The sequence below is a fragment of the Paludisphaera borealis genome, from assembly GCF_001956985.1.
GTDB lineage: Bacteria > Planctomycetota > Planctomycetia > Isosphaerales > Isosphaeraceae > Paludisphaera > Paludisphaera borealis.
Genome location: NZ_CP019082.1, coordinates 5,429,310 through 5,452,019 on the forward strand (window position 1 = coordinate 5,429,310; position 22,710 = coordinate 5,452,019).

At 65.7% G+C, this 22,710-nt stretch carries 13 protein-coding genes; 6 read left to right on the forward strand and 7 right to left on the reverse strand.

Going from position 1 to position 22,710, the window contains the following annotated elements; all coding sequences use genetic code 11:
• The first annotated feature begins 623 nt into the window (after positions 1 to 623).
• A complete protein-coding gene (locus BSF38_RS20950) occupies positions 624 to 2,072 on the forward strand; it encodes a sigma-54-dependent transcriptional regulator (RefSeq protein ID WP_076348904.1) in 1,449 nt (482 codons plus the stop codon).
• Between the two features lie 37 nt (positions 2,073 to 2,109).
• On the opposite strand, the gene BSF38_RS20955 is transcribed toward BSF38_RS20950, so the two are convergent.
• Positions 2,110 to 3,567, reverse strand: coding sequence for a protein kinase domain-containing protein (locus tag BSF38_RS20955; RefSeq protein WP_076348906.1), 1,458 nt, complete (start codon positions 3,565 to 3,567; stop codon positions 2,110 to 2,112).
• A 130-nt stretch (positions 3,568 to 3,697) separates the two neighbouring features.
• On the opposite strand from BSF38_RS20955, the gene BSF38_RS20960 reads away from it, so the two are divergent.
• Both BSF38_RS20960 and BSF38_RS20965 read left to right on the forward strand, forming a co-directional pair.
• On the forward strand, positions 3,698 to 3,982 hold the full coding sequence (locus BSF38_RS20960; RefSeq protein WP_076348908.1) for a ferredoxin family protein: 285 nt from the start codon (positions 3,698 to 3,700) through the stop codon (positions 3,980 to 3,982).
• Positions 3,983 to 4,124: 142 nt separating this feature from the next.
• Positions 4,125 to 5,072: a hypothetical protein gene (locus BSF38_RS20965; protein WP_076348910.1), complete on the forward strand. Its 948-nt coding sequence runs from the start codon at positions 4,125 to 4,127 to the stop codon at positions 5,070 to 5,072.
• A gap of 19 nt (positions 5,073 to 5,091) precedes the next feature.
• On the opposite strand, the gene BSF38_RS20970 is transcribed toward BSF38_RS20965, so the two are convergent.
• Entirely contained in the window at positions 5,092 to 6,513 is a 1,422-nt protein-coding gene (locus tag BSF38_RS20970; protein WP_237170550.1) for an efflux RND transporter periplasmic adaptor subunit, read from the reverse strand.
• Positions 6,514 to 6,819: 306 nt separating this feature from the next.
• On the opposite strand from BSF38_RS20970, the gene BSF38_RS20975 reads away from it, so the two are divergent.
• Entirely contained in the window at positions 6,820 to 10,092 is a 3,273-nt protein-coding gene (locus tag BSF38_RS20975; protein ID WP_076351233.1) for an efflux RND transporter permease subunit, read from the forward strand.
• 111 nt (positions 10,093 to 10,203) lie between these two features.
• Here the strand turns inward: BSF38_RS20975 and BSF38_RS20980 are convergent, their stop codons facing one another.
• Together BSF38_RS20980 and BSF38_RS20985 are read right to left on the reverse strand one after the other, a co-directional pair.
• On the reverse strand, positions 10,204 to 11,922 hold the full coding sequence (locus BSF38_RS20980; protein ID WP_076348912.1) for a M3 family oligoendopeptidase: 1,719 nt from the start codon (positions 11,920 to 11,922) through the stop codon (positions 10,204 to 10,206).
• Between the two features lie 76 nt (positions 11,923 to 11,998).
• The gene (locus BSF38_RS20985) at positions 11,999 to 12,364 is read right to left on the reverse strand and encodes a hypothetical protein (protein WP_237170551.1); all 366 of its coding nucleotides are present in this window, start codon (positions 12,362 to 12,364) and stop codon (positions 11,999 to 12,001) included.
• 274 nt (positions 12,365 to 12,638) lie between these two features.
• Between BSF38_RS20985 and BSF38_RS20990 the strand changes: the two genes are divergently transcribed.
• Entirely contained in the window at positions 12,639 to 13,679 is a 1,041-nt protein-coding gene (locus BSF38_RS20990; protein WP_076348914.1) for a TIM barrel protein, read from the forward strand.
• Between the two features lie 72 nt (positions 13,680 to 13,751).
• On the opposite strand, the gene BSF38_RS20995 is transcribed toward BSF38_RS20990, so the two are convergent.
• Together BSF38_RS20995 and uvrA are read right to left on the reverse strand one after the other, a co-directional pair.
• The gene (locus BSF38_RS20995; RefSeq protein ID WP_168189425.1) at positions 13,752 to 15,218 is read right to left on the reverse strand and encodes a sulfatase family protein; all 1,467 of its coding nucleotides are present in this window, start codon (positions 15,216 to 15,218) and stop codon (positions 13,752 to 13,754) included.
• Positions 15,219 to 15,452: 234 nt separating this feature from the next.
• On the reverse strand, positions 15,453 to 17,996 hold the full coding sequence (gene uvrA, locus BSF38_RS21000; RefSeq protein ID WP_076348918.1) for an excinuclease ABC subunit UvrA: 2,544 nt from the start codon (positions 17,994 to 17,996) through the stop codon (positions 15,453 to 15,455).
• A 914-nt stretch (positions 17,997 to 18,910) separates the two neighbouring features.
• Here uvrA and BSF38_RS21005 point away from each other — a divergent pair.
• Positions 18,911 to 20,887, forward strand: a complete 1,977-nt coding sequence (locus BSF38_RS21005) for a DUF262 domain-containing protein (protein ID WP_076348920.1) — start codon at positions 18,911 to 18,913, stop codon at positions 20,885 to 20,887.
• A 264-nt stretch (positions 20,888 to 21,151) separates the two neighbouring features.
• On the opposite strand, the gene BSF38_RS21010 is transcribed toward BSF38_RS21005, so the two are convergent.
• Positions 21,152 to 22,342 carry a di-heme oxidoredictase family protein gene (locus tag BSF38_RS21010; protein WP_076348922.1) on the reverse strand — a complete coding sequence of 397 codons (1,191 nt, stop codon included), beginning with the start codon at positions 22,340 to 22,342 and terminating at the stop codon, positions 21,152 to 21,154.
• Between the last annotated feature and the right edge of the window lie 368 nt (positions 22,343 to 22,710).

Below are 22,710 nucleotides of genomic sequence, written 5' to 3' on the forward strand. Positions count from 1 at the left end.
GCGCGACCCAACGATTGAGAACAAGCCAGGCTGAGCGGGGAGCGACGAACGCATCACCCGATCCCAGCTTCCGACCTGAAGGCTGCCTGCACAACGAGTGTCGTAAGACTAGGTGATTCGGTTTTGAAAATCAAGCCGACATCGATATTTGGATGGGCCTGCGGGTTCTCGCGGTTTGGCCGGCGGACCTCGACCTGATCGCCGAGGAGGAACCACGCCGGGGATCATTCAGGTGCGCTCATGTAATAGAGTCATCGGAGCGACTCATCCCATCGCGAGGAGGAAAGCCGGGCGGCTGGGCGTCACGACGAGAAGAGGTTCCATGCGTGAGTCGGGAGCCGCAATCGAGCTGGAATAGGCGGCGCCAATCTCCTTTTCCTCCGCGAGCTGAAGCGGCGCGAGGGCTTCAAGGGGACGTGTCGACGTCGAAGCGGCGCGGTTTCGGCGGATGGTCGGTGAGGTTGCGTTCGCCGGATTTTTCGGGTTGACAGGGTTGGGTGAGTCGCTAGAGTAATCGTTGAGTCGACAGAGCCGGACTGCGCCTCGTGCTCTTTCGCATCATGGTGGCTCGGGCCTCGGCTCGACAACAGGATTTGACTACGCCTCAACTGGATGAGGGCGCCATGGATCGACGCATCCTCGTTGTTGAAGACAGCGAGCTTTACTGTCAGCAGCTTTCCCAGATTCTCGCCGGTCCCGGTCGGGAGATCACGCTGGCCCACGATGGGACCTCGGCGCTGGAGCTGCTGGTCGATCGTCCGTATTCCCTGGTCATCACCGACCTGGCCCTTCCCGGCGTGACGGGCCTCGACCTGATCCGTGAGATCCGCTCGCGCGACTTGCCGGTGACGATCATCGTCATCAGCGGCCAGCCGACCGTCGAGTCGGCCGTCGAGGCCATGCAGCTCGGCGCCTACGATTTCGTGCTCAAGCCGATCGACGCCGACCGGCTCGACATCCTGGTCGGCCAGGCGCTCGAGGATCGCCGGCTGATCGACGAGGTCGCCGACTTGAGCAACAAGCTGCGCCGTCGGTTCGCCTACCACAACATCCTGGGGCGGAGCCGGCGGATGGCCGAGGTCTTCGCCCGGGTCGAGCGGGTCGGCTCGTCGGCCTGCACGGTCCTGATCACGGGCGAGACCGGCACGGGCAAGGAACTTGTGGCGCAGGCGATCCACCAGAGCGACTTCCTACGCCGGCGCGGCAAGCTGGTGGCCGTCAACTGCGCGGCCTTGCCCGAGCACCTGCTGGAGAGCGAGCTGTTCGGCCACGAGCGGGGGGCGTTCACCGGGGCCGACCGCCAGCAGAGGGGGCGGTTCGAGGTCGCCGCCGGGGGGACGCTGTTCCTCGACGAGATCGGCGAGATGCCCCTGGGCATGCAGGCCAAGCTGCTCCGCGTGCTTCAGGACGGCCGGTTCGAGCGCGTGGGGGGGACCGAGTCGATCCAGGCCGACTGCCGCGTGGTCGCCGCGACCAACATCAACCTGGCCGAGGCCGTCGCCGCCAACAAGTTCCGCAGCGATCTATATTACCGCCTGAACGTGGTGTCGATCGACCTGCCCCCGCTCCGCGACCGGCTCGACGACGTGCCGCTTTTGGTCCACCACTTCCTGCACAAGATGGAGGAGCGCGGGCTGCCCGCCAAGACGATGTCGCGGGCGACGCTGTCGCGGCTGCTCCGCTACGACTGGCCCGGCAACATCCGCGAGCTGGAGCACGTCATCGAGCTGATGGTGGTGACGACCCCCGGTCCGGTGATCGAGCCCGAGAACCTCCCCGACGAGATCGTCCCCCAGCGCGAGGAGCCGTTCAGCCTCGACTTCGACCACCTTCGCCCGCTCCAGGAGCTGACCGACGAGTTCACCCAGCGGATCGAGCGCGCCTACCTGCTCCGCGTCCTGGAAAAGTACCGGGGCCGGATCGATCGGTGCGCCGAGCACTGCGGGCTTTCCCGCCGGAGCATCAGCGAGAAGCTCCGCCGCTATCAGATCGACAAAGCCGATTTCAAGGCCGCCCGTCGCCCCCGCAAATCCGCGCCCCCCTTCGCCATGACCGCCGACATGGCGTCCTGAAGCGAAGGGTCCGATCGGCGGAGGTCCTCGCGGATTCCTAACGCTCCTCGATGAGCGGAACGAGGGCCGCGCGAACCTCCATGACCGAGCCGTAGCGATCCCGCGGCCGCTTCGCGAGGCACTTCCGGCAGACGTCGACCACCGTCGTGGGGAGGTCGGGGCGAATGAGCCCCGGCGAGACGACGGGCTCGTCGCCGACGACCTTGGCGAGCACTTCAGGCAGACTTCCGCCGATCCAGGGGGGACGGCCGGTAAGCAAGGCGAACAGGACCGCGCCCAGCCCATAGACGTCGGTGCGCGCGTCGATCGGCCCCCAGCTTCGCGACGCCTGTTCCGGCGCCATGTATGGGGCGGTCCCTTCGATATGGACGGTCCGGGGCGTGGGATCGGAAAGGTGCCGCGCGAGTCCGAAATCCGTGACCCGAACGCCGCCGTTCTCGTCGATCAGGAGATTCGCCGGTTTGAGGTCGCAGTGGACGATGCCTCGCGCATGAGCGTGCTCAAGGGCCTGACACGTCTCGACGACCCAGACCACGGCTTGACGCCACGAGACGTCGGAACGCCGAGTGTGGAGGTCGAGGTTCGAGCCCGCCACGTATTCCATGACGAGGAAGTACGAACCGCCGGGAGTCCGGCCGAGCCCATGGGTTCCGACGATCTTCGGATGCCGCAGTTCGGCGATGGTCTGCGCCTCGGCCAGGAAACGCCGCACCGCTCCCGGGTGGTGGATCAGCGATTTGCGGAGAAACTTGACGGCGACTGGTCGGTCCTCGCCGCGCTGCCAGGCTTTGAAAACCTTCCCCATCCTCCCCGAGCCGATCATCCGTTGCAGCAAGAAATCGCCGTGGTCGAGCAGGGCGCTGGGAAGCGTCTCCACGTCGGGCGCGAGTCCGTTCTGGTCAGAGGAAAGACGGTCGAGGAAGCTCGAACGGAGACGGCTGAGCGACCGTCTGACGCTTCGCTCGGAGCACCCGACCTCTCGGGCGATCTCCGGAATCTGCATCTCCCGCATCCGGAGTTCCAGAACGTGCCCGTCGAGCGGGCTCAGGCCTGAAGTGAAGTCGTTCAGCAGATCGGCCAGGTCGACTGCGTCCTCCGGCGTGGGTTCCAGCAGACGGACGAGCCGCGTTTCGTCGATCTGTTCGAGCGGCGCGTCGAGATCGATCGACCTTCGATCGGCCCGGTGAAACCGCGTTTGCCGCATGAGCTTGTGCTTCGTGATGGCGGCCAGCAGACGCCACAGGTCGCCCTTGCGGCCGAGGACGTACCGGCCGTCCCGCGCATCGACGAAGAAGCTGCGAAAGACCGACATCACGACGTCTTCGGGATCGATCCGACTGGCGATTTGCGAAGGCAGGCGGCTCTTCGCGAGCGAGGTCAGCCGGGCGAAGTAACGCGCGAACAACGCCGCGGCGGCTGCGTCGCCGCCGCCTCGCGACCGCTCCAGCAGGTCGAAGGAACTCCAGGAGTGCGGAGGTTGGTCCGTCGCCGACACGAATCACTCCTGATCCCGCGAGCCGCCGATCAGGTCGTTTTCAGCATTTTCAAGATCGCCCTGGCCGCCGGGATGAAGCGGAGGGCATTACCTGATCGTTCGAGAAACTATTCTTGTCGAGGAGGAAGCCATGGCCTTCGTCGTGACCGAACCGTGCTTCGATTGCAAGTATACCGACTGCGTCGTCGTCTGCCCGTGTGATTGCTTCCACGAGGGCGAACGGATGCTCTTCATCGACCCCGCGCATTGCATCGATTGCGAAGCCTGCGTGCCCGAATGCCCCGTCGAGGCGATCTTTCACGAGTCGAACGTGCCCGAGGAATGGAAAGAGTTCGTGGCGTTGAATGAAGAGATGGCCTCGGTGAGTCCTTCGATCACGGAGCGCAAGCAACCATTGGCGACCCCCAACCGATGACCCTCGTCGCAACCATCGGTTAGACTCTCGAAGCGAGTCGCGCGACGTCCGTGGCGGAATTCCCATCATCGTGACGTCTCACGCGAGCCGTTTTCCGATCGATCGATTCGTTTGAAGTTCCAGAGGTTGCAGGGGGTTGGGAATGTTCGGCGGATGGAGTTCGTCGGCGCGGGCGGTCTGGTTGCTGATCGGCGGGACGGGGATCGGTGTAGGGCTCGGCCTCGAGGTCGCGCCCCTGACGGTCATGCTCTTGTTGGCGACGGCGTTCGCACCGTGGGCCGCGGCGTGGCGGGACGCGGAAGGGACGGCGCTGCGGGGGGCGCTCGTCTGGGGGGCGATCGTGCTCGGGCTGGGGATCGCCGCGCAGGTCGTGGCGCTTACCGAATCGCCGGCGTCCGGACGTCCGATGTCGGGGCGGATCACTTATGTGATGACGACGGCGGTCCTCGCGGGGCTGACCTCGGTCCTCAACGCGCGACGGCCAGGGGATCGGGTCTGGGCGCTCCTGATGGCGCTGTTGCTGGTGGTCTTCCTGATTCCCTGGCTGGAAGGATCGGGACGGATGCGCAAGGCCGACGGCCTGGCTGTTCTCCGGCTCGACTCGCCTTGGACGATCTTTTATGGGTTTCTGGCTCTGGCGGGAACGGCCAACTATCTCTCCACGCACTTCCGCGCCGCAGTGGTTCTGGGGCTCGGCCTGATCGTGGAGTATCTGGGCCTGCGATCGACCGAGTGGCCGCCGGCCTGGCGCGCGTACTGCTGGACGGCCGCCGCCTGGCTGTTCGGGGCGAGCTTCTGGACGGCCCGGCTCGGCTGCAAGCGATCGAGTGAGCCGGGGCGCAACGAGATCGACCGCATCTGGGTCTGGTTCCGCGACCGCTGGGGGACGGTCTGGGCGTTGCGGATCGCCGAGCAGTTCAACCGCTCGGCGGCGATCGGCGGCTGGCCGTACCGGCTGTCGTGGACCGGGCTGGTTCCCGTCGATCCGGAGTCCGACGCGCCGGTGGTCGCCGGCGATCGCGCTTCGGCCACGCTTCGCGGCTTGCTGCGACGGTTCGTCAGGCCGGGCCGCCTCGACCGGGTGGAGTGAAGCGCCCAGTCGACGGCGGTCAGTTGGGCGGCATCCCCGTATTGACCATCTGGAGGTCTTCATAGAGCTGAGCGAGGATCAGGCTGCCGTTGGTGACGACTTCCTCGCCGGCCTCAAGGCCGTTGTGGATGATGACGAAGTCGCTGCTCTCCTGGGCCACGACCACTTTTCGGCGCTCGAACCGCTTCTCCGGGCCGCTTTCCGATCGCTTGCGGACGAACACGTAGTCGTCGCCGTTGATGACGACCATCGACAGCCTGGGGACGACAGTCTGGCCCGGGATGGGAGGCACGTCGAGCACCGCCCGGACGAGCATGTCGGCTTTCAGCGAGCCGTCGGGGTTGGGGATCGAGGCCCGGGCCTGGACGGCGCGGGAATCCTTCGAGACTTCGCTCGCGACGTATTCCACGACCCCGGCGGCGGTCTTCTGGAGGAACGGGAACTGGATGGTCATGCGCTGGCCCAGGGCGACCTTGGACTGGTCGCGCTCGTAGACGTTTACCATGACCCAGAGCTTGTCGACGGGGGCGATGACCATGAGGACGTTCGAGTTGTCGTAGAGGTTTCCGGGGGCGACGTCGCGCTGGACGACGATGCCGTCGACGGGCGAGCGAAGGGTCATCTTGGCCTTGTCGGCGATGTTCAGCAGGTGTTCGGCGGTGGGCGCCTCGCCGAGGTTGGCGATCAGGGGTTCGATCTCGGAGTCGGGGACGCCGAGCACCCGGAGGTTCTCCCACGACGTGTAGTAGCCGAGCCGGCTCTTGCTCTCGTCGTTCTTGGTGTCGACGAACGTCTGCTCGGAGATGGCGCCGGTCTTGACGAGCTTTTCACGGAGCTTGAGGAGCCGGAGGTCGTGCTGCCACTGGACGTAGTTGGTCTGGTACGCGTTCTTGGCCGTGGCCAGCTCGGTGCTGAAGAGGGCGACGAGCGGGTCGCCTTTCTTGACGCGCCGGCCTTTTTCGGCGAGCACCCCCTCGACCAGGGTGTCGAAGCGGGGGCGGATCTTGGTCAGCGAGTTCTCGTTGTACGCCGTCCGTCCCGTGAGTTCGAGCTTGATGGGGTCGGTCTGCGCCCGGACCGCGACCACCTTGAGGGAGAGCGCCTCGATCTGGTCGTCGTCGACTTCGACGAGGCCGTGCCAGGTGGTCTTCGAGGGTGCCCGCGCGTCGCGGGGATCGGGCGGGGGGGAATGTTCCGCCGTGTGCAGGACGAGCCCCTTGGCCTGCTCGTACGCGTCTTGCACGGGCTTCGGCAGCTTTCCGGTCCGCTCCAGGTAGGCGAAGCCTCCCACGCAGGCGACGACGATCAGAAGCTTCAGGATCCAGCCGAGGCGACTCCCCTTCGAGGGATCGCCGCCATGACCCGCGCGCGCGGAGTCGGGTCGGGGATGGGTCGCGGACGGGTCGCCGATGGTCGTCATGGTCTGGTCGTTCCTCTTCATCGCGATCGAGCCCGTCGGAAGGAGGCCGTCGAGGTGGGAGCGGTCACCAATCAGGTGATACGAACCGGAAGCCTCGCGGGTTCGTATCGACTTTCTCGGTTCCAGGTTAGCATGTCTCGAGGATTCTGCGAACAGGGATCAGCCGCCGACCGGATCTGCGACGTACTAAGAACCGGCGTAGCGTGCGCGGCGCGAGCCTTTGGTTTACGGTCCCGTCGATAGGCGTTATGATCGGCGGTTGATTCGGGGTTGCGCGAGCTCCTCCTGAGCCGGCGCGGCGGTTTTCTTCGTTCGGGAAGGCGTTTCATGGTACGAGCGATCATTTCGTGGAGCCTTCACAACCGCCTGATCGTGCTGCTGGGCGTCGCCGCGCTGATCGCCGCCGGCATCCACTCGGCGATGTATCTCGACGTCGAGGCCTACCCCGACCCGACGCCCCCCCTGGTCGAGGTGATCACCCAGAACCCCGGCGCGAGCCCCGAGGAGATGGAGCGGCTGGTCGGCATCCCGCTCGAAACCGCGCTGAACGGCATGCATGGGCTCAAGTACCTGCGGAGCACGTCGCTGGCCGGGCTCAACGACATCAAGTGCATCTTCGAGTACGGCACCGACTACTGGGAGGCGCGCCAGGAGGTCATCAACCGGATCACATTCGTCAACAACCTTCCGGCCGGCGTGACGCCGTCGCTCTCGCCCTGGAGCCCGACCGGCGAGATCGTCCGCTACGTGCTCGACGGCGACCGCTACACGCTCAACCAGCTCAAGGCCGTCCAGGACTGGGTGCTCGAACGGGCGCTCAAGACCGTTCCCGGCGTCATCGACGTCACCGGGTTCGGCGGGACTGTGAAGCAGTACCAGATCCTGGTCGACCCGCGTCTTCTTCGCCAGTACGAAGTCACGATGCAGCAGGTCGAGGACGCGATCAACCGCTCGAACGCCAACGTCGGCGGCGACGTCCTGATGCTGGGCAGCCAGGCGCACAACGTCCGGGCGATCGGCCTGCTGGGCAAGGGGGTCGACCCGCTCGAGCCTGGGAACGCGTCGCGAGCCTTCGAGATCGAGGTCGAGAAGCTCGAAGACCTCAACCGGGTGGTGATCACCTCGCGGAACGGCGAGCCCGTCTATCTCAAGCAGATCGCCACGACCGTGATCGGCTCGCGGCCCCGGCTCGGGATCGTCGGCCGAGGCCACGACGACGACGTGGTCGAGGGCATCGTCCTGATGCGGAAGGGGGAGAAGTCGCTCCCCACGGCCAAGGAGGTCCGCAAGAAGTTCCAGGAAATCGAGCAGGAGAAGCTCTTGCCCGAGGGGATGAGCATCAAGGTCTTCAACCAGCGAACCGACCTGGTGGACGTCACCACGCACAACGTCTTGCACAACCTGGTCGTCGGCATGGCGCTGGTCGTCGCCGTGCTGTTCATCTTCCTGGGCGACATCGCCAGCGCGGGGATCGTCGCGATCATGATCCCCCTGGCCCTCCTGTTCTCGATCACGATCCTCTACATCCGCGGCGAGTCCGCCAACCTGCTGTCGATCGGCGCGGTCGACTTCGGGATCATCGTCGACAGCTCGGTGATCATCGTTGAGAACATCTACCGCCACCTGACGGCCCACGACGCCGACCGCTCGCGACCGCTCATCGATCGGATCATCGAAGCTTCCAACGAGATCGAGCGCGCACTCTTCTTCTCGACGACCATCATCATCTGCGCTTTCATTCCACTGTTCTCGATGTCAGGGCCCGAAGGCGCGCTGTTCGGCCCGATGGCCAACACCTACGCGTTCGCGATCCTCGGCGCCTTGCTGCTGGCCCTGACGCTCGCGCCGGTGCTTTGCTCGTTCTTCTTCCAGAACAAGGACCACGAGGTCGACACGTTCGTCGACCGGATCATGAAGCGGCGTTACCTGCGGGCGCTCAACCGCGTGCTCAACGCGCGGTACGCGACGATGGCCGTGATGCTGGCGCTGCTGGCGGGGACGGCGGTCTTGATCCCGACCCTGGGGGGCGAGTTCATGCCCCAGCTCGAAGAGGGCAACCTCTGGATTCGCGCGGTGATGCCGCGCACCGTCTCGCTTGAAACGTCGGCCCAGATCGCGCCCAAGATCCGCGCGGCGATCGCCGAGTCGCCCGAGGTCCGCGGCGTGATGTCGCAGCTCGGCCGGCCCGACGACGGCACCGACGTCACCACCTATTTCAACATCGAGTTCAACGTCCCCCTGAAGCCGATGGAAGAATGGCGCCCCGGGATGACCCGGGAGAAGCTCCAGGCCGAGATGGCCGAACGGTTCAAGAATTTCGCAGGCGTCAACTTCAACTTCTCGCAGCTCATCCGCGACAACGTCGAGGAGGCCCTCTCGGGCGTCAAGGGAGCGAACTCGGTCAAGCTGTTCGGCAACGACATGCACACCCTTGAGGAAGCGGGCCAGCGCGTCGTCAACGTGCTGCGGAACGTGCCGGGGATCGAGAACGTCGGTCTCTTCCACATCGTGGGCCAGCCGAACCTCGAGATCGAGATCGACCGCGCCGCCTGCGCCCGCCACGGCATCAACGTGGCCGACGTCGAGAAGGCCGTGCAGGTCGCCGTCGGCGGCCAGGCGTTCTCGCAGATGGTCGAGGGCGAGAAGCTCTACGACATCGTCCTGCGGCTCCCCCACCAGTTGCGCGACGACCCCGAGATCATCAGCCGGTTGACGGTCGAGGTTCCGGAGCAGGGGGACAATGCGGGTTACCGGGTCCCCCTGGCCCAGCTCGCGAAGATCTCGCCGCACAAGCCCGGCGCCTCGTACATCTACCGCGAGAACAACCGACGTTACATTCCGATCAAGTTCAGCGTCCACGGCCGCGACCTGGCGTCGGCGATCGCCGACGCCCAGCAACAAGTCGACGACCCGACCTCCGGGGCGAAGCTCCCGCGCGGCTACTCGATCGTCTGGTCGGGCGAGTTCGCCCAGATGCAGCAGGCCAACGCCAAGCTGCTCTGGATCGTCCCCCTCTCCATCGGGCTGATCGTGATCCTGCTGTACATGGCCTTCGGCTCGATGAAGGATGCGATGCTCGTGATGGCCAACGTGGTCGCGGCCACGATGGGAGGCGTCTGGGCCTTGAAATTGACTGGCACGCCGTTCTCGATCTCGGCGGCCGTCGGCTTCATCTCGATCTTCGGCGTCGCCGTTCAGGACGGCGTGCTCTTGATCTCGTATTTCAACCAGATGCGCGCCAGCGGCATGCCGGTCCGCGAATCGATCATGCACGGGGCCGAGCTGCGGGTGCGGCCGGTCGTCATGACGTCGCTCACTGCGGCGCTCGGCCTCTTGCCCGCCGCCCTGGCGGAATCGATCGGCTCGCAAGCCCAGAAGCCGCTGGCGATCGTGGTCGTCGGCGGCATGCTCGTGACCCTGTTCCTCACCCGCTATCTGATGCCGGTGCTTTACAGCTTCTTCCCAGCCCCGGCGTCGCACCACCACAACCACGAGGCGGAGCAGCTCATCGAGGGGTCTCACTTCTCCGAGGAGATCCTTCAGACCGAGGACAGTCCGCCGATCCCCGAGCCGCTCGACGACGAAAGCGAAGGCGCGTAGCGCGGGCAGTCGTAAGGATCGGAATCCAAGCCCGAAGCGCAAGCGAGTGAATTCCCTCGAATCACTCGCTTGTGCGTTTCGGGCCTTGAATCCGGGGGCTTCAACCCGGGCTCACGGCGCCAGGCGGCCCAGTTCGTCGCCGATCGCGGCCATCAGGGGGGCGATCAGCTCTTCGTCGAAGCCGAACCGGGCGCCGGCGGCCTCGAACAACTGGGGCAGGGGCTTCGAGCCTCCCAGGGCCAGGGCGCTGCGGTACGAGGCCACCGCGCCCGGGCGGTCGGTCAGGCTCCGCTTCCAGATCTGGAGCGCGCCGAGCTGGGCGATGCCGTACTCGATGTAATAGAACGGGTAGAGGAAGATGTGGAGCTGGCGATGCCACGAGTGGTCGCGCGCGTCTTCATAGCCCGACCAGTCGACCTCGCCGCCGAACCGTTCGATCAGCCCGCGCCAGGCCTTTCGGCGGTCGTCGCGGGTATGGTCCGGATGGTTGTAGAGCCAGTGCTGGAAGGCGTCGACCGTGGCGATCCAGGGGAGGATGGTGACGATCCCCTCGAGCAGCTTGCGGTACGAGCGTTCGGCCTGGGGCTGGTCGTAGAACGGGTCGGGCCCCTTGGCGCCGAGCAGCTCCATGCTCATCGAGGCGACCTCGCAGAACTCGAGCGGGCTTTCGCGGTAGGCGGCCAGGGGTTCTCCCCGCGACGCCAGGGTGTGGAAGGCGTGGCCCCCCTCGTGCAGCAGCGTGCGGACGTCGGAGTCGACGCCAACGGCGTTCATGAAGATGAACGGCAGCCGGTCGGCCTCGTAGGTCGTCTGGTAGCCGCCGGGCGCCTTCCCCTTGCGATTGGCCAGGTCGAGCAGGCTGTGCTCGCGGAGGTAGCCGAACTGCGCGCCCAGCTCGGGGTCGACCTCGCGGAAGATCGCCTCGGCCCCCTCGGCGAGCCGGGCGACGTCGTCGAACGGCTTGAGCGGCGGCCGGCCCAGCGAATCGACGGAGAGGTCCCAGGGCCGCAGCGACGGCACGCCGAGGTTCTTGCGTTGTTCCTTCTGGATCGCCCGGGCCAGCGGCACCACGGTCTTCTCGACGGCCTCGTGGAACCGGATCGAGTCGGCGGGCGTGTAGTCGAACCGCTCGCGGTTGCGGAAGGCGTAAGCGACGTAGTCGTCGAACCCCGCCTCGCGGGCGATCTCGACGCGCAGGGCCTTCATCTTGTCGAACAGCTCGTCGAGCGCGTCGCGGTCGGCGAGCCGCCGTCGCGCGGCCAGCTCCCACGCCTCTTGCCGGACCGCGCGGTCGGTCTGCTCGAGGAACGGCGAGAGCTGCGCCAGCGTCCGCTCCTGACCCTGGAATTCAACGGTCATCGCCCCGACCGTCTTCTGGTACTGCTGCTCCAGCTCGGCCAGCTCGGTCTCGCGGGGAATGTTGGCCTCGCGGTACAGGGCGCGGCGGTTTTCGAGCGAGCGATTGAACACATGGTACCGCGATTCCGAGAGTCCAGCGCGGGCCGGCGCGTCGAGATAGCGGTTGCGGACCTCGTTCAGGTAGGGCTTGAGCTTCGGTTCGACGTCGCGGACGAAGCTCAGGTAGGCGGCCTCGCGGTCGGGGTCGTCGGTCTGGCAGGTCATCGCCACATACCGCGCGACGCCTTCCTGGCCGACGGCCGCGGACAGCTCGCCCGCGGCCGTGAGCCACGCTTCGAGCTGTTCGGCCGTGTCGATTGGAATCGCCAGAAGCTTCTTGTACCAGGGCTCGATCTGCTCCCAGGTCTTCAGCTCGACCTTCTCCGGCAGCCATCGGGGCGGGAATTTTTCGGGGACGTAAGTCGATGTCATTGAGCTTCGCCTGTTCACTTCGAGGAGGGATCGTCGGAGGGCCGGGCGGGCCGGCGTCGCGTCGCATCGGCTCAGGTCAGGGCACGGTCGCCTGGATCAGCCAGGCGCCCATGAACAGCCAGAACGACATGATCGCCGTGGCGGCGACCAGGACCAGCGTCGTCGCCGCGACGGCCTCGGCGTGGTCGAGCAGGCCGCGCGCCATGCCGATCGCGCCGATCGTCTGGAAGAGCGCCATGACCGCCGTGAGGCCCAGGGCCGCCTCGCCGAACGCCGTGACGAACACGATCAGGGCCACCCGGCCGACGGGGTCGCGAACGACGCTCAGGACGATTCCCAGCACCAGGATTGCGACGGTGAGATGCCAGAGCCTCATCCGGGTCGTCCCCTCCGCCTGGAAATCCGCGGCCGACTCGGGCCGCGCCACGATACCTTGGATCATCCCCGCTGGCCGAGAGCCGTGTCAACGCGGCTCTCCCCCGATCGCCGGGCTCGGGCGCGGCCGACGATCGAGGGTCGTCGGTCACAGGACCATTGAGCCTTTCGCGAGCTTCGGGTAAGAGTGGAGTGACGATCGGGTGCGAAACGGCGGCGGCTCGCCCGCGACCATGCGGAGCCCCGCCGGGCCCGCGCGCTCTTCTCGACTCGTTGCAACGCCTACCCGCAAGTGGGGCCGCGACAGCCCGCGGCCGACAGACAGTGGAGTTTCTAGACGCATGAGTTCGCCCACGACCTACCGTTTCTCGTTCGGCCCCTGGAACATCAGCACCGGTGCCGACCCGTTCGGACCGACCGTGCGCAACGAGATGGAATACGCGCGCAAACTGAAAGCCTATAAAGAGCTCGGCTTCGACGCGGTGCAGTTCCACGACGACGACATCGTCCCCGCCGACCTGGATTGGCAGGCCACCCTCCGCGGCACCGCCGAAGTCAAGAAGATCCTCGACGGCGAAGGGCTGTTCGTCGAGATCATCGCCCCCCGGCTCTGGGAAGACCCCCGCACGGTCGACGGCGCGTTCACCTCGAACAACCCGGCCGACCGCAAGTACGCCATCGATCGGGCCAAGCGGTGCGCCGACCTCGCCCGCGAAGTCGGCTGCAAGAACTACGTCCTCTGGCTGGCCCGCGAAGGCACCTACATCCGCGAGGCCAAGTGCGCCAAGACGGCGCACGCCCGGATCGTCGACGCCTGGAACGCGCTTCTGGAGCACGACAAGGAAATCCGCATCATGGGCGAAGCCAAGCCCAACGAGCCGGTCGACCACGCCTACCTGCCGACCGTCGGCCACATGATGGCGATCGGCTACAAGACCATCGATCCCAGCCGCTCGGGCGTCCTGATCGAGACCGCCCACTCGCTGCTGGCGGGCCTCGACCCGGCCGACGACATGGCCTTCGCCCTCTTTCACGACAAGCTCTGGAGCGTCCACCTCAACGACCAGAACGGCCTCAAGTACGACCAGGACAAGGTCTTCGGCTCGGTCGACCTGCGCCGGGCGTTCAACCAGGTCTGGGTCCTGGAAAAGGCCGGATACGGCAAGAACGGCGAATGCGTCGGCCTCGACGTCAAGGCCATGCGGACGACCACGTTCGAGGATTCGACCCTCCATCTCGCCAACTCCCGGACCATGTTCCTCCGCCTTCTCGACATCGTCCGCTCGGTCGATGAGAAGCAGGTCGAGGAGCTTCGCGCCGCCCGCAAGTACGAGCAGCTCGAAATGCTGATTCTGAATACCTTGATGGGTAAGAAGAACTGAGCATCGCGGAAGACAGAGGCAAGGAGCCCTTTTGGGGAAGGATCCCCATCTGTATCTGTCCGCTGCAAGCCCCTACAGATGCCCTGGAAAACCGGGGTTGGGCTTGTCGCGGGGGATGAGGCACCAGTGGATCGTCTCGCGCTGGGAGAGGCCCTGAGGAATCGCCTCGGGCCCCTTCCACGTCGAGATGAACCGCTGCGAGAGGCTGTCGAGCAGCTCCTGCTTGACCCCGGCCAGTCGAGGATCGGCGGCCACGTCGTGCGTCTCGTCGGGGTCGACTTGCTCGTCGTAGAGCCGCTCGTAGGGGCCGGGCAGCGGCGTTTCGGTGGCGTAGCCGTCCTTGCGGACGCGGCGGCCCGAGCCCACGATCAGCTTGTAACGATCGGAACGCGCCATCGCCTCCTCGTTCTCGGGGTATTCGCTGAACACCACCTCCCGCCCCCGCGCGCCTGGAGCGCCCGCCGCGAGCCCCGAGAGGTCGATTCCGTGCAGTCCGGGGGGGACCGGGACGTCCAGCAAGCCGAGGACCGTCGGCAGGACGTCGACCAGCTCGACCAGGTCGTGGACGCGACGTCCGGCCGGGAGACGGCCGGGCCACCGCATGATCAGGGGCACGCGGACCGAAGGCTCGTAGAAGCAGTGCTTCTCAACCCGTCCGTGCTGGCCCAGCATGTAGCCGTTGTCGCTCAGGAAGACGATCAGCGTGTTGTCGCCGAACCCCTCGTCGTCGACCGCCCGGACCAGCCGCCCGATCTGCTCGTCGACGTACGCGACCGACGTATAGTAGGCGGCCTGGATTCCTCGATAGTCGGCGTCGCCGAGGTCCTGGAAGATCTTCGGCAGCTCGGCCCGCTCCCGCTCCGAGATCCTCGGCCCGGTGAACTGTTCGGGCCGGTAACGGCCCCGCCACTCGCGGGGGAAATGGAACGGCGCGTGAGGCTCGTAGAAGCTCGCCACCAGCGCGAACGGCTTGTCGGGCTGCTCCTTCATGAACCGGATCGACCGGTTGACGAAATAGTTCGCGTCCATCGCCTCGGCCGGCAGACCGGCGTCCTCGACCCGCGCGTTGAGCCACACCGGCGCGGGGTCTATCAGCGGCTTCCAGGGCTTGCGGAGGTCGCCGCCGGACGGCGGGTGGCGGTCGAGATGCTTCAGCCAGTGGGGATAGTCGCGCCGCAGCTCGAAGCCGTGGGACGAGGGGCCGTTGAAGTGCATCTTGCCGATCGCCGCCGTCCGATACCCGCGCTCGCCCAGCGAGTGGCCGAGCGTCCTCACGTCGTCGGGCAGCCGGGTGAGCAGTCGAGTAACTCCGGTGGCGTGGGGCAGCTTGCCGCTGATGAACGACTGCCGGCTCGGCGTGCACAACGGCGAGTTGCAGTACGCCCGATCGAAGTGGACCCCTTGCCGGGCCAGGGCGTCCAGATGCGGCGTCGCCCCGTGCGAGTCTCCCTCCGTCCCCAGGGTGAGCGCCGACTGGTCGTCGGTCACGATCAACAGCAGGTTGGGTGGACGCCTCGTCGCCGCTCGACCCTCGTTCACGTTCACCGCCATGGCAGGTGAATGCAAACATACTGAAATCAGAACTACGATCGTCGTCGTGAGGCGAGCAGTACGGAGGCCAGCCGATCGGGGCTTCGCCGGGGGATCGTCGCAGTTCATGGGATCTCCACCTCGCATGGATCCAGCCATCGGATCGCATCGCATCTTTACCCTTGATCAGTCGGCTCAACAAGAGGGAACGCGACAGGATGTCTTTCAGTGACCCCCGTGTGCTTACTTAGGCGGTCGATCGTTGAGGTACCTTCCGGTCAGGCTTTCGGGGGATTTCGCGATCGCGTCGGGCGGTCCCATGGCGACGATCCGGCCACCGTTGCCGCCGGCGTCGGGTCCGAGGTCGATCACCCAGTCGGCGGTGGCGATGACGTCGAGGTTGTGCTCGATGACGACGAGGGTTTCGCCCTGGTCGGCCAGGCGGTGGAGGATGGCGAGCAGCCGGTCGATGTCGGCGAAATGGAGGCCCGTCGTCGGCTCGTCGAGGATGTACAGGTTCTTGCCGAATGTCGGCCGGCCGAGCTGGGCGGCCAGCTTCACGCGCTGGGCTTCGCCTCCCGAGAGGGTCGTGCTCGACTGGCCGAGCGTCAGGTAGCCAAGGCCGACGTCGTGGAGGGCGATCAGCCCGGGGAGCACGCGCGGCTGGGCGTCGAAGAACGCCCGGGCCTCGTCGACTCGGAGGTTCAGAACGTCGCCGATCGACTTGTCCTTGAACAGGACCTCCAGCGTCTGGCGGTTGAACCGCTTGCCCTGGCACTCCTCGCAGACGACGAACAGGTCGGGCAGGAACTGCATGGGGATGCGGCGACGCCCCTGGCCCTCGCAAGTCTCACAGTGGCCACCTTTTACGTTGAAGCTGAACCGGGGGGCGCCGTAGCCTCGCATCCGGGCCTCGCGGGTGGTCGCGAAGACGCGGCGGATCTGGTCGAACACCCCGGTGAACGTCGCGGGGGTCGACCGGGGAGTTCGGCCGATGGGGGACTGGTCGACCTCGATCAAGGCCGTCAGCGGCTCCCAGCCTTCGATTTGGCCCAGCCCCGGCAGCTCGCGGGCCGAGGGCCGGTCGCGGCGGCGGAAGCCCCGGGCCAGCACGTCGTGGACCAGGGTGCTCTTGCCCGACCCGCTCACGCCCGTCACGCAGGTCAGCGTCCCCAGGGGGATGCGGGCCTCGTCCCCCTTCAGGTTATGGACGCTCGCCCCCCGGATCGTGATCCACCCGGGCGTCTGGCCGAGCCGCTCGGTCTGGCGTCGGGTCGTCGGGACGTCTCCACGGAGATAGCGGCCGGTGATCGAAACGCTTGAACTCGCTATGTGATCAGGAGTTCCGGAGTCGACGATCGTCCCGCCGTCGGGGCCGGCGCCGGGGCCGATGTCGACGATCCAGTCGGCGGCCCGGATCACGGCCTCGTCGTGCTCGACGACCAGCACGCTGTTGCCTTGGGCCTCCAGGTCACGGAGGCCGGCGAGCAACCGGCCGGTGTCGCGCGGGTGCAGGCCGGTGGTCGGTTCGTCGAGCACGTAGCAGACCCCCACGAGGCCCGAGCCGAGCTGGGTCGCCAGCCGGACTCGCTGAAGCTCGCCGCCGGAAAGAGTCCGCGAGCCCCGGCCGAGCGCCAGGTAACCGAGCCCGACGTTGGACATAAAGCTTATCCGGCCCTGGATTTCCCGCAGCAAAGGCGTGGCGACGGCCTGGTCGGCCTCGGCGAACCTGAGGCGCTCGAAGAACCCGCTCGCCTCGTCGATCGCCATGTCGAAGACCTGGTCGATCGATCGGCCGTCGATCCGCACCGAGCGGGTTTCGGGCCGCAGTCGCGAGCCCTGGCAGTCGGGGCAGGGGATCTCATCGTCGTCCCCTTCGCCCTCGATCGATCCGTCCGGGACGATCCCCAGGCCCTCGCACGTCGGGCAGGCCCCCTGGGGGCTGTTGAAGCTGAACGCCCGCGGTTCGAGCGTCGGCAGGCTGGTCCCGCAGCCGGGGCAGGCGAGGTGGATGCTCAGCAAGTGGTCTTGCCATGCGCCGTCGACCTCGGCGGTGATCGTCACGAGCCCCTCGGAGAGCTTGAGCGCCATGTTGAGGCTCTCGGCGAGCCGGGGGCCGATCCCCTCGCGGATCACCAGCCGGTCGACCACGGCGTCGATCGAATGGTTCTTGGTCTTGGCCAGCTTGGGAGGCTCGTCGGCGACCTCGACCACCTCCCCGTCCACCCGCGCCCGGATCAGCCCCGCCCGGCGGATCGCCTGGAAGACCTCGGCATGCGCCCCTTTTTTCGCCCGGACCAGTGGGGCCAGGACCATCAGCCGGCGGCCCGGCGGGAAGGCCATCACGGTCGCCGCCATCTGCTCGGGCGTCTGGCTGTGGATCGGCAGGCCGCAGTTGGGACAGTGCGGGGCCCCGAGCCGAGAATACATCAGGCGGAGGTAGTCGTTGATCTCGGTCAGGGTCCCGACCGTGCTCCTGGGACTGGACTGACCGGCCCGCTGGTCGATCGCGACCGTCGGCGGCAGGCCGTCGATCTGGTCGACGTCGGGGCGTTCGAGCTGGTCGAGGAACTGCCGGGCGTAGCTCGAAAGGCACTCGATGTACCGCCGCTGGCCCTCGGCGAAGATCGTGTCGAAGGCCAAGGAACTCTTCCCCGACCCGCTCACCCCGGTCAGCACGACCAGCCGATGGCGGGGGACGTCGAGGTCGACGTTGCGGAGGTTATGCACCCGCGCCCCTCGAATCGCGATCGCCGCCGAAGGCTCCGCGTCAGCCGCGCTCGACATAACGACGTCATTCCTTGCATCACGAGGACAACCCGGAGAACCGGCTTTATTGTCGGCGATCGCCGCTTCGCGGATAAGACAAGTTTTCCGGCGATTCCCTGTTATCTCGATCTGCTTACTCTGGCGGGCTGTCCTGGTTGCGAATTCCGCAAAGTCGGTGAAGTCATCGAAATCTTCCTGGTCGCTGTATTTGCCCTATTCACCCTGTTCGCCCTCGGTTGGACCGTTCACCAGCCGATCGGGAAATTGGCTTCGCTCGCTCAAAAAACGACCCGTTCCGCCGCCCTGTTCCCCCCGGTTCGGCCCTCCAACCCACGCCCCGCCCGCCCGCGACACCCTTGTCGGGGGAGCCCCGAATTGGGTTCGTTCGTCGGCCGAAATCCGCCGTTCGATCGAGTCTAAAACGTGTTTCGGAATGACTTTGCGACGGAGAAGATGATTGGCTTCGATCGCGCGGAAAACACGCGCTTTCCGGCCTTGATCGTCCCCCGTCACCTCCGCCTCACCGGCCGTCTCGCCCCGGGCCTACGTCTCTGGCGGATTGGCTTCGATCGCGCGGTTTTCACGGTCGACGTCGTCCGCCCAGCCTCAACGGCGGTCGGCTTCCGCGAACGCGAAACCTCGGTCACACCACCCTCGAATTGGAAAAGAGCCGAGGGGCGTTGCAGATTGCCCCATCATGAATGTACTCCGTATTTCCGTTTCTGATCGTCGGCTTTCATTGACGTTGTGGCCGCCTGCGGTCGGTCTGGGGGGCCGGGTTAGTTCCTGTCCATGTTAGACCTCAGACTCAGAAGCAAAGCCTTACCCCAGTGGGCATGAATAACCCAGGCTAATTCGGTGAGTGGCGACCTCCGGCCGGCTACAATCCTCATGAGACGGCGACAGCATCCAACCTTTCATGAGTCGATATCATGCAGGCTACCGAGACGAAGCTACGCAAGTTGGTCGAGGGAACTCAGCAATACGTCGTTCCACTCTTCCAACGTCCATACAGTTGGTCCGAGAAGCAGTGGAAAACGCTCTGGACGGACATTCTCGAGAAGTCGCGGCACGAGGACGGCCGTCCCCACTTCTTCGGTTCGATCGTGACCACGCCGGCGAAGTCGGTGCCCCAGGGCGTTGGTAAATACCTCTTGATCGATGGGCAACAACGGATCACGACCATTCAAGTTCTGCTTGCGGCCGTTCGTGATCTGGCGGGGCGATCGGGGAACACGACGCTACACGACCGGATCGACGGCCAGTATCTGACGAACCAGTATGAGCAGGGGGAGGAACGCTTGAAGGTTCTTCCCACGCAGGCCGATCGTGCGGCCTTCGGTGCGATCATCCGGCAAGAAGAAGGTCCGAAAACCGCCCTGTTCGCTTGCTACCAATTCTTCGTTTCACGGCTCGATCGCCTGGATCGCGATCAACTCGAAGCCATCCATAAGGCGGTCGTGGACGGCTTCTCGCTCGTCAGCATCGTCTGCGACGAGCATGACAATCCGCACCTCATCTTCGAGAGCCTCAACGCCAAGGGAGAGAAGCTGACTCCCGCCGACCTGATACGCAACTTCCTGCTGATGCGGGTTCACGTCGGCGAGCAGGAACGCCTCTTCAAGACGTACTGGCTGCCGATTCAGGAGGCGCTCGACGGCGATCTGACGGAATTCGTGCGCCACTATCTCATGAAGGAGGGGAAGATCCTCAAGGAGGCGGACGTCTACTTCGAGCTCAAGGATCGGTTGGCGCATTCGTCCCCCGTCCAGGCCGAATCGTTCTTGAAGGACTTGCATCGCCACGGGCTGTACTACGCGAGCTTCCTCAATGCAAAGCGAGAAGCCGACGACGACCTGGCGCGGAAGCTCGATCGTATCCGCCGGTTGAAGGTCACGGTGGCCTACCCGTTCCTGCTCCGCGTTTTCGACGCCTACAACGCCGAGTCGCTCAGTCGAGACCAGCTCTTCCAGACTCTCGATCTCCTTGAAGCATTCGTTGTTCGTCGCGCGATCTGCAATCTGCCCACTAACCAATTGCGGCGGATGCTGCCCCCTGTCTTCGATGCGGCGGGCGGTGCCGGCCCGGCGTTCATCGACGGGCTCCGACGAGAACTCAGCGGGAAGCGCTGTCCCGACGATGAAGCTTTCGCCGCGTCGCTCGCGTCGGAACCGCTCTATTCGAGCGCGGATAAGATCGTGCGACTTCGGCTCATCCTGGAGCGGTTGGAACAGTCTTTCGATCACAAGGAGCCGGTCCGGATGGCGGGAGCGACGATCGAACACGTCTTGCCGCAGGAGATGACCTCAGAGTGGAAACTTGAGCTCGGCGACGACGCGGCGAGCCAATCGAATCAACTATTGCACACGCTCGGGAACCTCACACTGACGGGTTACAACGCCGAGTTGTCGAACAAGCCGTACAGCGTCAAGCGGGGCGAGCTTCTCAAGAGTCACTTCGACCTGAATCTCTACTTCGCCGAGATCGAGCGATGGACCCCTGACGCCATCCGCGCCCGGGGGCGTTCGCTCGCAGCCCGTGCGCTCCGGATCTGGGAAGACGTCGGCCGATCAACGGCTCCTGGCGATCTCAAGCCGCCGGCGAACCGTCGACCCGTGAAGGTTCGGTTTCGAGGCGTCGAGCAACCCGTCACCAACTGGAAGGACGCCTTCGTCAAGCTGTTGACCCAGTTCGAGGCGGCAAGCCCGGGCCTCCTGAACCGGCTTGCCACGGAGGAGACACTGAACTCCGTGCTCGCGGTTGACGAAGCTGAGTTCCAACGATCGAAGGCACGGATCGGGCTGATCTACGTCAATACGCATGCCAGCGCGTCGCAGTTGCAGAAATGGTGTCGAAAAATCGCGGAGAAAGGGCGGTTCGACCCCACGGAATTCGAGTTCGTCATGTAGGAGCACGCGTCGAAGTCAATCGAGTGGCGACGACGTCGACCTGAGGTTGGTCCGGTCTGCCCGTTGTGGTCCACCGCCCATAACGCTCCGGCCGGCACGAGTCTCGCGTGTGTAACCGCCGCATCAAGGTCTATCCTCTCGTGTCATGAAGAACCCCGAACTGGTTTGGAGAAAGACCTTGCTTGCGAGTGACTTCGGCCCTGAGTGAAAGCCATCCGATTCTGATCCCGGTTGATTGAAGCGCGGGGCCTGTTGGAACGCCGCTCATCTTCGCTTGCCGCGCGCGTTTCGGACGGTCCGATCGACGGGTCGTCCTGGATCCGGCGGGGCGACTTGAGAGTGGAGGAAGGCGAGAACGGCCTGGCGGTCGACGAACGAGAGCGAGGTGTAGCGCTTCGAACTCGGCTCGGCTTCGCCGCCGTGGAGGACGACGGCTTCGTCGAGGGTCGAGGCGCGGCCGTCGTGGAGGTAAGGGGCGGAATCGGCGACGCCCCACAACGGGGTCGTCCGCCATTCGGTGGGGCCGGCTTCGCCCGAGGGCGTCGGGGCGTCCTTGGTTTTGGAAGAGTTGTCGACGATCTCCGATGATGGGCCGCCGTAACCTCCGGAGGCGCGGAAGCGGTCGCCGAGGTCGTGGAGCAAGAGGTCGCTGTACAGCCCGTGGACGCTTCCCATGTTCGGGGCGTGACAGGTCGCGCAGCCGATGGCCTCGAAGACCGCGAGACCCTGGCTCGCGTCGCCGACGGGGCGGACGACGGGGGCGGATAGATTCGCAACGAAGCGGCTCATCAGCGCGCACTCGTCGTCGCTCAGGTCGAGGGAGATTTTCTTCGGGTCGAAATCCTTGGCCGGCAGCAGGCTCGGCTGATGGCGGCCACGGACCTCCAGGCCGAGTTCGTTCGCACAGGCGGCCATGACGAAGTCTTCGAGGCTCGCCGTCTGGCCTTTCCAGCCGAACTTGCCGATCCGCCCGTCGCGAAGTCGACTGACGCGCCCCTTGATCTCGGGGAAGGCGGGGAACTTACGGGCCTCGGCCGCGAGCAACTCCTTGTCCCGGATCGCGTCGATCCTCCCCGCGCCGAAGAGAGCCGGCGTGTTGCGCCGCGACTGGACGAGTGCGAACAGGTCGTCGCGCGTCTGAACGAACGCGTAATCGCGGATCTCGGCGAGACGTTTTTCCTCGGTCTCCGAGGTGGAATGCAGGTGCAGGACGATACTGGTCCGGTTTCGGAAGCTGGGGTGGAGCTCTTCGAGTTCGCCCTGGAAGATCGAGCGGTGGTTCCCCACGACCGAAGCGCCGGGGATCGCCGTGAGGATGGTGACGTTTTTCGACTGATCACCCGCGCCCCCCGTCCCTCCCATGTTGTGGCAGCCGACGCACGACTGCTCGTTGAAGAGCGGCCCGACGCCGTCGCCGCCGCTTGGGGACGCCTCTCCGGGCCTCCAGAACTTCACGAACAGCCCCCGTGCCTCGAAATACTCTCGGGAGATCGTTGGCCGGCGACTTCGACCCGCCCCGGCGGCGGCTGCTCCAGTCACGAGGAGAATAAGGCAAGACCCAAGGATGAAAGCCCGACGCGTCCGAAAGCTCCTCATTTGCACTTCACCAAGGCGCATGGCTGGACCCTCCCGATTGAAGGCGTGGACGGGCCTCGGCGACTTCAGTCGTCGACGGCGATTCATCGAGGCGCAACGCGCAGGGGCCGCCGCATCGTGTGGAGGGATCGACCGAAGCGCTCGAGGACGGCTCGTCGACCGACGCGAGTCGCGCCGGCGGGGCGGGGTCGGATAGGAGCCGTCGAATGCAAAGTGAACAACTCGAA